Source organism: Desertivibrio insolitus (assembly GCF_017355965.1).
Classification (GTDB): Bacteria; Actinomycetota; Actinomycetes; order Actinomycetales; family Microbacteriaceae; genus JAFIQW01.
Map to the genome: position 1 here is coordinate 457,321 of NZ_JAFIQW010000004.1, position 14,474 is coordinate 471,794.

The following is a 14,474-nucleotide window of genomic DNA, read 5'->3' on the forward strand; positions in this document are numbered from 1 at the left end:
CACCGGCATCGCCGCGGAGGCGCTCCGAGGAGGGAAGAGCCCGCCCCGGAAGGAGCGGGGGAGGAGGGGGCGGATGCCTCAGCGGCATCCGCCCCCTCTGCTCAGTTCGCCTGGAACGTCGGCTGCCCGATGTGCAGCCAGTAGAACGACTGCGAGCCGAGCGTGAGCGTGACCTTGCCGTCCTCGCCGATGGTCGGGAACTGCCCGCCGCCGAAGAGGTCGTACAGGGCCGCGCCCTCGTAGCCGGTCGCGTCGATCTCGAACGCGGCAGGGTTGTGCGCGAAGTTGAACACGCACATCACCTGCTCGGGGCTGTCGCCGAACTGCTCGCCGGAGCCCTCGTACGAGCGCACGAAGGCGAGCACCGAGCCGTGGTTCGTGTGCAGCACCTTCAGGTCGCCGAGGCCGAAGACCGGGTGACGCTTCCGCACGTGGATCACGTTGCGGATCCAGTGCAGCAGCGAGCGCGACTGCGCGAGCTGCGACTCGACGTTGATGAGCGAGTAGTTGTAGACGAGCGACTGCACGACCGGCAGGTACAGCTTGCCGGGGTCCGCGGTGGAGAACCCGGCGTTTCGGTCGGGCGTCCACTGCATGGGCGTGCGCGAGCTGTCGCGGTCGTTGAGCCAGATGTTGTCGCCCATGCCGATCTCGTCCCCGTAATAGAGGAACGGGCTGCCGGGCAGCGAGAACAGCAGCGCATGGGCCAGCTCGATCTCGTCGCGCGAGTTGTCGAGCAGCGGGGCGAGGCGGCGCCGGATGCCGATGTTCGAGCGCATCCGCGGGTCGTAGGCGTACCAGCCGTACATCGCCTGGCGGTACTCCTCGCTGACCATCTCGAGCGTGAGCTCGTCGTGGTTGCGCAGGAACACGCCCCAGGCCGCCGACTTCGGCACGTCGGTCTGCTCGGAGAGGATCTGCACGAGCTCGTCGGCACGCTGCGCACGGAGCGAGTAGAAGATGCGCGGCATCACCGGGAAGTCGAAGGCCATGTGGCACTCCGGCTCCTCGTCGGTGCCGAAGAACGCGGCGACCTCACGAGGCCACTGGTTCGCCTCGGCGATCAGGATGCGGCCGGGGTACTCCTCGTCCACCATCGCCCGCAGGCGCTTGATGAACTCGTGGGTCGGGGGCTCGCCCTCGCCGTTGCCGTCCTCCGACTCGAAGAGGTAGGGGATCGCGTCGAGCCGCAGCCCGTCGACACCCATGTCAAGCCAGAAGCGGACGATGTTGAAGATCTCCTCCTGCACCGCCACGTTCTCGAAGTTGAGGTCGGGCTGGTGGGAGAAGAAGCGGTGGAAGAAGAACTGCCGGCGCACCGGGTCGAACGTCCAGTTCGACTCCTCCGTGTCGACGAAGATGATGCGGATGTTCTCGTACTTCTCGTCGGTGTCGCTCCAGACGTAGTAGTCCCCGTAGGGGCCGTCCGGGTCGGACCGCGACTGCTGGAACCACTCGTGCTGGTCGGAGGTGTGGTTCAGCGGGAAGTCCATGACGACGCGCATGTTGCGCTCGTGGGCCTTGGTGACGAGCTCACGGAACTCGTCGACCGTGCCGAAGTCCGGCAGGATCTGCGTGAAGTCCGACACGTCGTACCCGCCGTCGCGGAGCGGCGACTGGTAGAACGGCGGCAGCCAGAGCGCGTCGACGCCGAGCCACTGCAGGTAGTCGAGCTTGCCGATGAGTCCAGCGATGTCGCCCGAGCCGTCGCCGTTGGCGTCGACGAACGATCGCACCATCACCTCGTAGAAGACGCTGCGCTTGTACCAGAGCGGATCGAGCGTCAGGCCCGGAAGCTGGATGGGTGCGGTGAAGCTCACCGTGCTCCTCTCACAAGGCGAAAAGAAAAAGGGCGATCTGCCCTCTTCAGCATCATATGGTCGGCGCTCCTCGCGCTGTCCAGGCGGCGCGGGCGTTGCCAGCGTCGGCTCAGGATCCCGGATGACCCGGCGCCGCGCCCCCGCCCTGGTCGACCCTCCGGGTCGGGCAGACTTGCTGCACGATGCCTCCTTCGCCCTACGCCGACCGCCTCGCCACGATCCCCGTCGAGAGCCGCGACGTCGTCGCGCTCGGCGCCCGCACGCGGTACTGGGTGTACGGACCGAAGGACGCCGCGACGACGATCGTCGTGGTGCACGGCTTCCGCGGCGAGCACCACGGGCTCGAACCCGTCGTGGCGCACCTGCCCGAGTACCGCGTCGTGAGCCCGGACCTGCCCGGCTTCGGCGAGTCCGAGCCGCTGCCGGGGCGCGAACACTCGATCGAGGGGTACGGCGACTGGCTCGCGGCCTTCCTCGACGCCACCGGCCTCGCCGACGGCACGGCCGTCGTGCTGGGTCACTCGTTCGGCTCGATCGTGGTCTCGCACGCGATCGCCCGCGGCATCGTCCGGACCCCGAAGCTCGTGCTCGTGAACCCCATCGCGAAGCTCGCGCTCGAGGGGCCGAAGCGCGCCGCGACCGCGGCGGCGATCGCCTACTACCGCCTGGGCGCTGCGCTGCCGGACCGGCTCGGGCACGCCCTGCTGAAGAACCCGCTGATCGTGCGCGTGATGAGCGAGACGATGGCGAAGACGCGCGACCGCGAGCTGCGGGCGTGGATCCACGGCCAGCACCACTCCTACTTCAGCCTCTTCGCCGATCGGCGGATGCTGCTCGAGGCCTTCGCCGCGTCGGTGAGCACCGACGTCATCGCGGCCGCACCCGGCATCCGGATCCCGACGCTGCTCGTCGCGGCCGACCGGGACGACATCGTGCCGCTCGCCGCGGTCGAGGAACTGGCGGACGCGCTGCCGGGTGCGAGGCTGCGCGTGCTGCCGGGCGTCGGGCATCTCATTCACTACGAGCTGCCGGGACTCGCCGCCCAGCACATCCGCGAGTTCCTCGCCGAGGACGGGCGCTAGGCGCTCAGGACTCGAGCGGGTTTTGCTCGCCGAGCTCCCCGGAGGCGAGGGTCAGCGACGCCTCGTCGAGCCGGTCGTCGAAGGCGAGGAAGGTGAGCGCGTCGTTCTCGACGCGGAAGGTGTGGATCGATCCGTTCGGGATGCGCTGACCGCTGTGGGCGAGGTCGTCCGGCGCGGTGGCGTGGAGGATCGAACGGATGACGCCGCCGTGCGTCGCCACGACGAGGGTGCTGCCCTCGTGGCGCGCGGCGAGCTCGCGGAGCGCCCGCAGCGCGCGGTGCGCGACCTGGCGCCTGCTCTCCCGGCCGGGCACCCGCCCGTCGGGGAAGCGCGCCTCGAGCTCCTGCTGGGTCAGACCCTCCGCATCGCCGTAGTTGCGCTCCGCGAGTTCGCGGCGTCGCCCCGGGGCCCCGAGACCGAGCCGTGCCGCGATGATGTCCGCGGTCTCGGCCGCCCGCGAGAGCGGGCTCGAGTAGACGGCGTCGACCGTCCGCCTGGTGAGCAGCTCCCCGGCTGCCGCCGCCTGCTCGCGACCGAGGTCGTTGAGGGGGATGTCGGTGCTGCCCTGGATGCGGCCGGCGCGGTTCCAGTCGGTCTCGCCGTGGCGGACGAGGTGGAGCATGGTCATGCGGAGGTCCTCCGGGCGCTCGGGCGGCGCGGGATCAGGGGGAGCGGAGATCAGAGCCGCTCGGCGAGGGCGGTCAGCAGCTGCGTGGCGCCCGCGTCGATCTTAAGCGTCGCGCGCCGGTCGCCGCGGGTCTCGCCGCGGTTGACGATGAGCACCGGCAGCTTGCGCTTGACGGCCTGATCGAGCAGGCGGATGCCGCTGTTCACCACGAGCGACGACCCCGCGATCACGAGCGCGTCGGCGGCCAGCACGAGCGCCTTCGCCTCGTCGTACTTCACCGGCGGGATGAACTCGCCGAAGAAAACGACGTCGGGCTTGAGCATGCCGCCGCAGACGGTGCAGACGGGGATCTCGAAGCGCTCGACCCCGCGCACCTCCGCGTCGCCGTCGGGATTGATCGTGACCACGTCGGGCTGCTCGAGCCACGGGTTCGCGCGGCTGATGCGGTCGGCGACCGAAGCTCGCGCGAAGAACTGGTCGCAGGCGAGGCAGCGCACGCGGTCGAGCGTGCCGTGCAGGTCGACGACCTTGCCGCTGCCCGCCCTCTGGTGCAGACCGTCGACGTTCTGCGTGATGACGCCGTTGACGTGCCCGCGCCGCTCGAGCTCGGCGAGCGCGCGGTGGCCCTCGTTCGGCTGCGCCGCGTCGAACGTGCGCCAGCCGAGGTGGCTGCCGGCCCAGTAGCGCTGCCGGTAGGAGTGGTCGGAGAGGAACTGCTGGAACGTCATCGGGTTGCGGGGCGTCGCCCCTTCACCGCGGTAGTCGGGGATCCCGGAGTCCGTGCTGACGCCGGCGCCGGTGAGTACCGCGACGGCGCGCCCGGAGAGGAGCTCAACGGCCGCGTCGAGGTCTTCCTCGGCGACCGGGCGACCCTGTCCGAGCGAGGTCAGCGTGACATCCGACACAGACTCTCCTTCTCGCTCACGCAAGACTAAACAACGCGCTTTTCGGATATGTTTCCTCGTCGGCCCCGACGGCGGGCTGACAGTTCTGCCCACAGCTGATTCCGGGAGGTCCCGTGCGGATCGTGCGCGTGACCGATCTGACGGCCGAGGGGCTCGAGGACTACTCCCGACTGACCGACGTCGCGCTCCGCCGGGTGAGCGAGCCCGCCGGCGGCCTGTACATCGCCGAGTCGACCAAGGTGATCGAGCGCGCACTACGCGCCGGACACGAGCCGCGATCCGTACTGGTGCAGGAGGAGTGGCTCGGCGACGTCGAGGCCCTGCTCGGCGACCGCGACGTGCCGGTCTTCGTCGGCGAGTCGGCCGTGCTGGAGAAGCTAACGGGCTACCACCTGCACCGTGGCGCCCTCGCGTCGATGCACCGGCCGCCGCTGCCGACCGTCGCCGATCTCGTGCGCGACGCGCGCCTGGTCGTCGTGCTCGAGGACATCGTCGACCACACCAACGTCGGGGCCGTCTTCCGGTCGGTCGCCGGGCTCGGGGCCGACGCCGTGCTGGTGAGCCCGCGTTGCGCCGACCCGCTCTACCGCCGCAGCGTGCGCGTCAGCATGGGCACGGTCCTCCAGGTGCCCTGGACCCGCCTGCCCGAGTGGGGCGAGGGCGACCGCGTGCTGCACGAGGCCGGCTTCGAGCTCGCCGCGCTCGCCCTGGCCGACGACGCGGTGCCGCTCGACGAGTACGCCGCGTCCGCACCGGAGCGCGTCGCGCTCGTGCTCGGCACGGAGGGCGACGGGCTGTCCCGTGCCGCGATCGCGGCGGCGGACCGCGTTGTCACGATCCCGATGCTGCACGGCGTCGACTCGCTCAACGTCGCGGCCGCGAGTGCCGTCGCGCTGTGGGCGATGACGCGCCGCTAGCTCTCACCGGGATTACCCGCGACGTCGGCGGGCGCGCCTAGCATGGGCGGGTGCCGCCGACCCCGCAGACGCTCAGACGGCGTCGGCTGCTGGCTGTCGTCGTTGTGTTGCTCGTCGTGGCATCCGTGCTCGTGTACCTGCCGCTGACGCTGCTCGCGCCGCTGTCGGCCGTGCGGGCCGAGGTCGACGAGTGGGCCCCGCCCGAGGCGACGAGCACCTCGATCACCTGGCCGGCGGCGACCGCGACCGCGGTGGGCGCGCTCGGCTACGAGGGCGTGCTCGACTCGGCCGGCAGCACCGACGCGCTGCCGATGGCGAGCATCACCAAGATCATCACGAGCCTCGTGGTGCTCGAGCGTCACCCGCTCGCGAGCGGGGAGGACGGGCCGTCGATCTCGTTCGACGACGCCGACGTCGCGCGCACGACCGAGCTGCAGAACACGGGTGGCGCGTTCGCCCCGGTCACGGCCGGGTACAGCCTCCCGCAGCGCGAGGTGATGGAGGTCGTCCTCATCGACTCGGCGAACAACTACACCGAGTCGCTCGTCGACTGGGCCTTCGGCGACGACGACGCCGCGTTCGTCGCCGCGGCCGACGCCTGGCTCGACGCCCACGGCCTCGTGCACACCACGGTCGTCGAGCCGACGGGGCTGTCCTACGACAACCGCAGCACGGCGAGCGACCTCGTCGAACTCGCGCGCATCGCGCACGCCGACCCGCTGATCCGCGAGATCACCTCGACGAGGGCGATCGACATCCCCGGCGTGGGTCTCGTCGAGAACTCGAACGAGCTGCTCGGCCTCGCGGGGGTGACGGGCATCAAGACCGGCACGTTGCGGATGGCGGGCGCGAATCTCCTGTTCAGCGCCGAGTACCAGGTCGGGTCGAGCACGGTCACGCTCATCGGGGTCGTGCTCGGCAGCGTCGACCACGTCGTGCTCAATCGGGAGCTCGAGGCCACGCTGGCGAGCGTCGCGGCATCGTTCCGCGAGGTGCAGCTGGTGAGCGAGGGCGACGCGTTCGCGAGCTACACGACGCTGTGGGGCGAGGAGGCCTCGGCGGTCGCCGCGGACTCCGCGAGCGTGCTCGTTTGGCGCGACGAGGCGGTCGAGGGCGAGGTCGTCGCCGACGAGGTCGCGGTCGGCGACGAGGACGCGCGGGCCGGTGACATCCGCTTCACCGTCGACGGCGAGGAGGTCGCCGAGATCCCGCTCGTGCTCGACGACCCCCTCGAAGACCCGGGCGCGCTCTGGCGCCTCACCCACCCGGCGGAGCTGCTGGCGCCCGCCGCCTGAGTCACTCGGTGCCGAGCCCCTGGCCGTGCGACGTGCTCGACCCCGCGGTCTCGAGGAACACGCTGCCCGGCTCCGGACGCTTGGGCGTGATGCCGTCGCCGGAGGACTGGTGACGGATGCGGCGGAGCACCCACGGCACGAGGTACTCGCGCGCCCACCCGATGTCGTCCACCCGCGCCGACCGCCACGGCGTCGGGGGCAGCGGCTCGGGCGACCACGGCTCGAGGTCGTTCTCGACGTTCAGCACCTCGAGCACCATTCGGGCGATCGTGTGGTGACCGGTGGGGGAGAAGTGCAGGCGGTCCGGCGCCCACATCCGCGGGTCCTTGAGCTCCCGCAGCGCCCACATGTTGGCGACGACCGCGTTGTGCCGCAGCGCGATCGCAGCGACGTTCTCGTTGTAGATTGCGACCTTGCCGCGGATGCGACCGAGCACGGGGGTCGAGCCGATGTCCGGCCCGTTGAACATCACGACCGTGGCACCGGCGGAGGAGAGCCGCTCGATCGCCGTCTCCAGCCGGGACGCGACCTCGTCGGGGTCGGTGTTCGGCCGGATGATGTCGTTGCCGCCGGCCGAGATCGAGATCAGGTCGGGACGCAGCTGCAGCGCGGGCTCGATCTGCTCGTCCATGATCTGCTGCAGCAGGCGTCCGCGGATGGCGAGGTTCGCATAGGCGAAGTCGTCGTTCTGTCGCGCCAGCACCTCCGCGACCCGGTCGGCCCAGCCCCGGTTGCCGCCGGGGGAGCGGGGTTCGGGGTCGCCGATCCCCTCCGTGAAGGAGTCGCCGATCGCGACGTAGCGAGACCAGGGATGTTGCTGCGCCATGGGTCCCAGGATGCCTCTTCCTCAGGCTTCCAGCGAGCGGAAAGAGGGTGTTTCCGACCATCCGGTCAGTCCGGGAGTTAGCTGAGAGCTAGGTCAGAAGGGGTACAAAATCCGTACCCCGTTGGTTGCTGGAGGTTCCCTGACCGGAGTAAGCCTGAAGGTGCGGAACTGAGATCCAGGACCGCGCACTTCATTGACCGACTGGGAGGTCGATTACCAATGGGCATCATCGGATGGATTGTTCTCGGATTGCTTGCGGGTGCCATCGCGAAGCTGATCCTGCCGGGTCGTCAGGGCGGCGGATGGCTCGCCACGCTCCTTCTCGGCGTCGTGGGCGCACTGCTCGGCGGGTTCCTCGGTAGCGCCATCTTCGGCGTTGGCCTCGAGGACTTCTGGAGCATCCAGACCTGGCTGGTGGCGATCGTCGGAGCGATCATCGTCCTGCTGATCTGGGGCTTCATCACCGGCCGCCGCGGTCGCACCTCGCGGGCGTAGCCTCGGCGTCATCGCGGGAAGCATCGCTAGCGTTGCCGGCGTGACTTCCCCCGAGACACCGATCATTACCGACGGGCTGCTCGACTCCATCCGGAGTCGGGCAGCCTTCGTCGATTCCGGCAACGTCTTCCCGCACGACGACCTCGCGGACCTCGCCGAGGTCGGCTATCTGCGGATGTTCGTTCCCGTCGAACTCGGCGGGCACGGCTTCGGCCTCGAGCGCGTCGCCCGGGAGCAGGTGCGACTCGCGACCGCCGCCCCCGCCACGGCCCTAGCCGTGAACATGCACCTCATCTGGACCGGCGTCGCAAAGGCCCTGCGCGACCGCGGCGACTCCTCGCTGGAGTGGGTGCTGACGGATGCGGCGCAGGGCGAGATCTTCGCCTTCGGCGTCTCCGAGCCGGGCAACGACCTCGTCCTCTTCGACTCCGTCACCCGGGCTGAGCCCGTGGGCGACGGCGGCTTCGCCTTCACCGGCACCAAGATCTTCACCTCGCTCTCACCGGTCTGGACGCGCCTCAGCGTGTTCGGCAAGGACGAGTCGGGCGACACCCCAGCCCTCGTGCACGGCTTCCTGACCCGCGACGACGCGGGCGTGTCGAACGCGGGCGACTGGGACACCCTCGGCATGCGCGGCACCCAGTCGCACACGACGCGGCTCGACGGCGCCGTGGTGCCCGCCTCGCGGATCTTCCGTCGGCTCCCGGTGGGCCCGAACCCGGATCCGCTGATCTTCGGCATCTTCGCCAACTTCCTGCCGCTCATCGCGAGCGTCTACGTCGGCATCGCCGAGCGCGCTCTCGAGCTCGCCGTCGCGGCGGCGAAGCGGCGCACCTCGCTCAAGGCGGGCGGCGCAAGCTACGCCGAGGACCCGGACATCCGCTGGCGCGTCGCCGACGCCGCACTCGCCCTCGACGCGCTCTACGCGCCCCTGTTCACGATCGCTCGCGACGTCGACTCGCTGGCGAACCACGGCGCCGCCTGGTTCCCCAAGCTCGTCGGAGTGAAGATCCGCTCGACCGAGACGGCGCGCGTGGTCGTGGACCAGGCGATCCGTGTGTCGGGCGGCTCGTCGTACGCGAACTCGTCGGAGCTCTCGCGGCTCTACCGCGACGTGCTCGCCGGCATCTTCCACCCCTCGGACGCCGAGAGCGCCCACAACACGATCGCCAACTACTGGCTGGGGCCGCTGCCCTCGTAGCCGCACACCCGGCGGTCGAGTAGGCGGCGCAGCCGCCGTATCGAGACCTACGCACCCCCACCCGGCGGTCGAGTAGGCGGCGCAGCCGCCGCGTCGAGACCAGCGCAGCTGCAGGACCCGACACCCCGAGCCATCCGCCCTCCCGCAGCCGGATGTCCCCGGCACCAGGCACAATGCCTGCGTGAGCAAGCAGGACGGTCGGGGCAGGCGCGTGACCACCGCGCCCGTCGACGACGGGCGCGCGAACATCATGCATCTCGACATGGACGCCTTCTTCGCTTCGGTCGAGCTGCTCGAGCATCCGGAACTCGTCGGCAAGCCCGTGGTCGTCGGGCACCCGTCGGCGCGGTCCGTCGTCACGGCCGCGACCTACGAGGCGCGCAAGTACGGGGTGAACTCCGCGATGTCGATGGCGGAGGCCAAGCGCCGCTGCCCGCAAGCGGTCATCCTCGAGCCGCACTTCGAGCGGTACTCGCACTTCTCGGGCGTCGTCATGGGGATCCTCGACGAGGTGACGCCGCGCGTGGAGCGGCTCGGGCTCGACGAGGCCTTCCTCGACGTCGCCGGTGCGCGCAAGCTCATGGGCACCCCGTACGAAATCGCCACGAAGCTGCGCGAGACGGTCTTCGAGCGCACGGGCCTCCGCTGCTCGATCGGCGTCGCGGCGACGAAGTTCGTGGCGAAGCTCGCGTCGGGGCTGTCGAAGCCGGACGGCCTGCTGGTCGTGCCGGCCGCCGAGACGCTCGCCCTGCTGCATCCGCTGCCCATCTCCGCTCTGTGGGGCGTCGGCCAGGCGACGGGGGAGCGGCTGAGCCGACTTGGCCTCCGCACCGTCGGGGACCTCGCGAACACTCCGCTGCCGACGCTCGTGTCGGCGATCGGCGAGGCCGGCGGGCACCGCCTGCACGACCTGGCGTGGGGGCGTGACGCGCGGTCGGTCACCTCTGGACGGGCCGAGAAGAGCATCGGCCACGAGATGACGTTCGAGACCGACATCTCGACCGTCGAGGAGGTGCGCCGGCATCTGCTGCGGCTCTCGGATCAGGTCGCCGTCCGCGCTCGGAAGCAGGGCATGAGTGGCCGCACGATCGCGCTCAAGGTGCGCTACCGCGGATTCGAGACACTCACCCGCTCGCGCACGCTGGGCGAGCCGACCGACCTCGGCCGGCGCATCTACGAGGAGGCGATCTCGCTCTTCGACACGGTCGGGACCCGCAACGGGGTGCGCCTGGTCGGCGTGCGCCTCGAGCAGCTCGAGGAGGCCGGGGGCGGCAGCATGCTGTGGGACCCCGACGAGAACTGGCGCGAGGCGGAGAGCGCGATGGATGCCGTGCGCGCGAAGTTCGGGCGCGGCATGGTGCGACCGGCGAGCCTCGTGACCTCGAAGGGCGTCGTCGAGCGGCCGACGCACGGCGACGATTGAGCGCGACTGAGGCGGACGATGCGGGCTCGCCGTCATCGTCGCGACACGCCGCGTCGTCCCGCGCGGACTCGCCGAGCCGCTCCGAGCGATCCCGACCGCCGGTAGAATCTGTTCGAGTGAGCAGCTCCTTCGCCCCCGATCATCCGATCGGCGGAACCGTCGCAGAGCACCTCCCTCCCGCCTTCCCCGACCGCGCTGTGCGCGGCACCGCGCAGTCGCTGCGCGCCTGGCAGCAGGAGGCGCTCGAACAGTACTTCCGCGAGGAACCGCGCGACTTCCTCGCCGCCGCGACCCCCGGCGCCGGCAAGACGACCTTCGCCCTGAGGCTCGCCAAGGAACTCCTGGCGCAGCGCAAGGTCGACCGCATCACGGTCGTGGCGCCGACCGAGCACCTGAAGCACCAGTGGGCTGAAGCGGCGCACCGCGTCGGCATCCGTCTCGACCCGACCTTCACCAACCGCGACCGGCGCGCCGGGCGGCACTACCACGGCGTCGCCGTCACCTACGCGCAGGTCGCCGTCAACGCCGCCGTGCACAAGGAGCTCACCGAGAGCGAGCGCAGCCTCGTCATCCTCGACGAGGTGCACCACGGCGGCGACGCGCTGAGCTGGGGCGACGCGCTGCGCGAGGCGTTCCAGCGCGCGACGCGGCGCCTGCTGCTGTCGGGAACGCCGTTCCGCTCCGACACCGCGCCGATCCCGTTCGTGACCTACCTGCCGAACGAGAAGGGCATCCGCATCTCGCGGACGGACTACTCCTACGGCTACGACAAGGCACTCGCCGACGGCGTCGTGCGTCCCGTGATCTTCCTCTCGTACGCGGGACGGATGCGCTGGCGCACCAAGACGGGCGACGAGATGGAGGCCCGGCTCGGCGACCCCGACACGAAGGACGTCACGTCGCAGGCGTGGCGCACGGCGCTGTCGCCCGAGGGGGAGTGGATCCCCGCTGTGCTGAAGGCGGCGGACCGTCGCCTCACCGAGGTGCGGCAGTCGGTTCCCGATGCCGGCGGGCTCGTGATCGCGACGGACCAGATCGCCGCCCGCGCCTACGCGAAGATCCTGCACGAGGTCACCGGCGAGAAGCCGACGGTCGTGCTCTCGGACGAGAAGGAGGCGGGCGACCGCATCTCCGAGTTCAGCGCCGGCGACTCCCGCTGGATGGTCGCGGTGCGGATGGTGTCGGAGGGCGTCGACGTGCCCCGGCTCTGCGTCGGCGTCTACGCCACGTCGGCCTCGACCCCGCTGTTCTTCGCGCAGGCGATCGGTCGCTTCGTGCGTGCCCGTCGCCGCGGCGAGGTCGCGTCGGTGTTCGTGCCGAGCGTGCCCGTGCTGCTCGCGCTCGCGAGCGAGCTCGAGCGGCAGCGCGACCACGCGCTCGACCGCGACAGCGACAACCCCGACCCGTTCGCGCCCGAAGAGGACATGCTCGACGAGGCGAACCGTGCCGAGAAGGCGTCGGACTCGCTGCTCGAGGAGTACACGTGGCAGGCCATCGAGTCGGAGGCGACGTTCGAGAAGGTCGTCTTCGACGGGGACGAGTTCGGCCAGCTGGTCGAGCCGGGCACGCCCGAGGAGTTCGACTTCATCGGCATCCCGGGGCTGCTCGACCCGGAGCAGGTGAGTGAGCTGCTCAAGTCGCGCCAGCAGCGGCAGGCCCGCCGCGTCTCGGACCGGCAGCGCAAGGAGCCCCCGCAGCCGGAGAAGACCGACACGGGCCCGCTCTACCGCGACCTGAAGGAGCAGCGGCAGCTGCTCAACTCGCTCGTGGGTATCTGGGCGCGCACGACTCAGCAGCCCCACGGCGCGGTGCACAACGAGATCCGGAAGATCTGCGGCGGACCGCCGGTCGCTCAGGCGAGCGTGCACCAGTTACAGGCGCGGATCGATCTGCTGCGGAGGCGGATCAACCGCTAGGGGTGCTGCGGCGGCGGACGTTCGGGCGGATCAGTGCGGCGAGGTTGCATCTGAGCAGGCGACTGCCGTGATTGCTGCTGCCGCAGCTCCCGCGGCTTCCGCTGCCGCCAAGGCCGCGTGCTCACCGCTGTCGCAGGCTTCGCCTCCCGTCGACGTGACGCCCTTCGATCTTCGAGCGACGCTCTTCCGTAGTCACGAGAAGTGCCGCTGATCTGCACTTCGCTGGCGTTCGTAATGTCGGTGGTTCCTGATTGTCTCTCCTCATGACGACGGAGACCCCGCTCGCGGCCGCGACCCCCTCGGGGTCCGTGGCCGAGCGGTTGGACGCCCGCCGCTTGGAACGCGAGAGGCTCGTCGCGGAGCTGGTCGAGGCCGATGCCGCAGTCGCCCGAGCGGAGGCGCGCCGCCTCGACGTCATCCGCCGACTGCGTCGGAACGGCGAGCAGTTGACGGTGGCCGACGACATCCGCGGGGTCCATTTCCGGCCGTCCTCCGAACTGACACTGCGGTCCGATCGCGCCGAGGTCTCGGCCGCGCTGCGCGTCACCGAGCGCCAGGCCGAACTCTGGATCACCCTCGCCGAGGCGCTCACCGATCTGCCGGTCACGGCCGAGGCTCTCGCCGGGGGAGCGATCTCGAGCAGGCACGCCGCCGAGATCGCCTCGGCGACGTCGGCGCTCGAGCCCTCGCCCCGTGAGCAGATCGAAGCCAGGGCTGTCGAGCTGGCCAGCTCGCTGACTCCCCGCCGGCTGGCGCGCCGCCTTCGCGAGCTCACGGATCGCGTGGACGAGTCCGCTGCCATCGAGCGGCACCGGGCGGCGTCGGACGAGCGCGGGGTCTGGGTCGACCCGGGCCAGGACGGCATGGCCTATCTCACCGCGCTGCTGCCCGCCGTCGACGCGACGGCGATCCTCGACGGACTCGACACGGGCGCGGCTCGCCTCCGCGACGAAGGCGATGGGCGCTCGGTCAATCAGTTGCGAGCCGACATCTTCGCGGGCGCACTGCTCGCCGACCACGTCGGCGGGGCGGACGGCGCGCGTCTGACGGGCATCCGACCCACCGTGCATATCACGGTGCCGGTGCTCACCCTGCTCGGTCACTCGCACGAGCCGGCGGTCCTCGACGGCTACGGGCCGATCGACGCGGCGACCGCGCGCCGGCTCACGGCCGAGGCGCCGACCTTCCAGCGCCTGCTGACCCACCCCGTCACCGGAGCCGTGCTCGCGATGGATCGCAGCAGCTACCGCCCGCCCGAGGAGCTCCGCCGCTGGCTCCGGGTGCGTGACGAGACCTGCCGCTTCCCGACGTGCGGCCGCGCCGCCCGCCGCTGCGAGGTCGACCACTGCCGGGACTGGGCCGCGAACGGTGCCACCGACCACGACAACCTCGCGCACCTCTGCAAGGGACATCACGATCTGAAGCACCAGTCGGGGTGGCGCTACCGGCATCTCGACGACCGGGGCCGCCTCGAATGGACCGCACCGTCCGGCCGCCGCTACGTCTCCCAACCCGCGCGGACCATGGGCAGCGCGTCACCGGGCGCAGCCGAAGCGGGCACGCCACCGGGTGCAGCCGAAGCAGGCACCCCACCGGGGGATGCCGGCGCTTGGCTCAGCGCAACCGCGTCCACGGCCGACACTGACCACCCCTCCGGCTCGGTCGGATTCGCATCCAGTGCGACGGCGCAGATGCTGGCTCAGGTCGACGAGGAGTTGCTGGACTACCTCGACGGGTCCGACTTCGACGACGCCGACCTCGAGCACTGGGACGACGAGTGGCGGGCGCTCTGGTGGGCGAACGAGGAACTGAAGGACGAACTGCGCGAGATGGTCCGCCTGATGGAGTAGCCGCGCCGGCGAGATGCTCGCCCGACGGCGGCCGCCTCGCCCCACAGACGGCGAGGGGGTAGGTCGGCGCGGTCTCTGGGGTGAAGCAGGACGGCGGCGGGCGCCCGCCGCCGTGG

At 70.8% G+C, this 14,474-nt stretch carries 12 protein-coding genes; 8 read left to right on the forward strand and 4 right to left on the reverse strand.

Annotation, left to right across the window (positions count from 1 at the left end; all coding sequences use genetic code 11):
* Positions 1-101: 101 nt before the first annotated feature.
* Positions 102-1,820, reverse strand: coding sequence for a maltose alpha-D-glucosyltransferase (gene treS / locus JUB10_RS11720; protein WP_207456895.1), 1,719 nt, complete (start codon positions 1,818-1,820; stop codon positions 102-104).
* Positions 1,821-2,002: 182 nt separating this feature from the next.
* Here treS and JUB10_RS11725 point away from each other — a divergent pair, with 182 nt between their 5' ends.
* Positions 2,003-2,902, forward strand: a complete 900-nt coding sequence (locus JUB10_RS11725) for an alpha/beta fold hydrolase (RefSeq protein WP_207456896.1) — start codon at positions 2,003-2,005, stop codon at positions 2,900-2,902.
* A 4-nt stretch (positions 2,903-2,906) separates the two neighbouring features.
* Here the strand turns inward: JUB10_RS11725 and JUB10_RS11730 are convergent, their stop codons facing one another.
* On the reverse strand, positions 2,907-3,530 hold the full coding sequence (locus JUB10_RS11730; protein WP_207456897.1) for a histidine phosphatase family protein: 624 nt from the start codon (positions 3,528-3,530) through the stop codon (positions 2,907-2,909).
* 50 nt (positions 3,531-3,580) lie between these two features.
* Positions 3,581-4,435, reverse strand: a complete 855-nt coding sequence (locus tag JUB10_RS11735; protein WP_374191699.1) for a Sir2 family NAD-dependent protein deacetylase — start codon at positions 4,433-4,435, stop codon at positions 3,581-3,583.
* A 113-nt stretch (positions 4,436-4,548) separates the two neighbouring features.
* Here JUB10_RS11735 and JUB10_RS11740 point away from each other — a divergent pair, with 113 nt between their 5' ends.
* A complete protein-coding gene (locus JUB10_RS11740; protein ID WP_207456899.1) occupies positions 4,549-5,352 on the forward strand; it encodes a TrmH family RNA methyltransferase in 804 nt (267 codons plus the stop codon).
* 50 nt (positions 5,353-5,402) lie between these two features.
* A complete protein-coding gene (locus tag JUB10_RS11745; protein ID WP_207456901.1) occupies positions 5,403-6,647 on the forward strand; it encodes a D-alanyl-D-alanine carboxypeptidase family protein in 1,245 nt (414 codons plus the stop codon).
* A gap of 1 nt (position 6,648) precedes the next feature.
* Here the strand turns inward: JUB10_RS11745 and JUB10_RS11750 are convergent, their stop codons facing one another.
* Complete coding sequence (locus JUB10_RS11750; RefSeq protein WP_207456903.1) at positions 6,649-7,473, reverse strand: SGNH/GDSL hydrolase family protein; 825 nt, start codon at positions 7,471-7,473, stop codon at positions 6,649-6,651.
* A 219-nt stretch (positions 7,474-7,692) separates the two neighbouring features.
* On the opposite strand from JUB10_RS11750, the gene JUB10_RS11755 reads away from it, so the two are divergent.
* The 5 genes from JUB10_RS11755 to JUB10_RS11775 all read left to right on the forward strand — a co-directional run bounded on the left by JUB10_RS11755 (position 7,693) and on the right by JUB10_RS11775 (position 14,358).
* Entirely contained in the window at positions 7,693-7,968 is a 276-nt protein-coding gene (locus JUB10_RS11755) for a GlsB/YeaQ/YmgE family stress response membrane protein (protein ID WP_207456905.1), read from the forward strand.
* A gap of 40 nt (positions 7,969-8,008) precedes the next feature.
* Complete coding sequence (locus tag JUB10_RS11760; protein WP_207456906.1) at positions 8,009-9,169, forward strand: acyl-CoA dehydrogenase family protein; 1,161 nt, start codon at positions 8,009-8,011, stop codon at positions 9,167-9,169.
* A 181-nt stretch (positions 9,170-9,350) separates the two neighbouring features.
* The gene (dinB, locus tag JUB10_RS11765) at positions 9,351-10,592 is read left to right on the forward strand and encodes a DNA polymerase IV (protein WP_207456907.1); all 1,242 of its coding nucleotides are present in this window, start codon (positions 9,351-9,353) and stop codon (positions 10,590-10,592) included.
* A 116-nt stretch (positions 10,593-10,708) separates the two neighbouring features.
* Entirely contained in the window at positions 10,709-12,508 is a 1,800-nt protein-coding gene (locus JUB10_RS11770) for a DEAD/DEAH box helicase (protein WP_207456909.1), read from the forward strand.
* A gap of 263 nt (positions 12,509-12,771) precedes the next feature.
* Entirely contained in the window at positions 12,772-14,358 is a 1,587-nt protein-coding gene (locus JUB10_RS11775; RefSeq protein ID WP_207456910.1) for an HNH endonuclease signature motif containing protein, read from the forward strand.
* Positions 14,359-14,474: the final 116 nt, after the last annotated feature.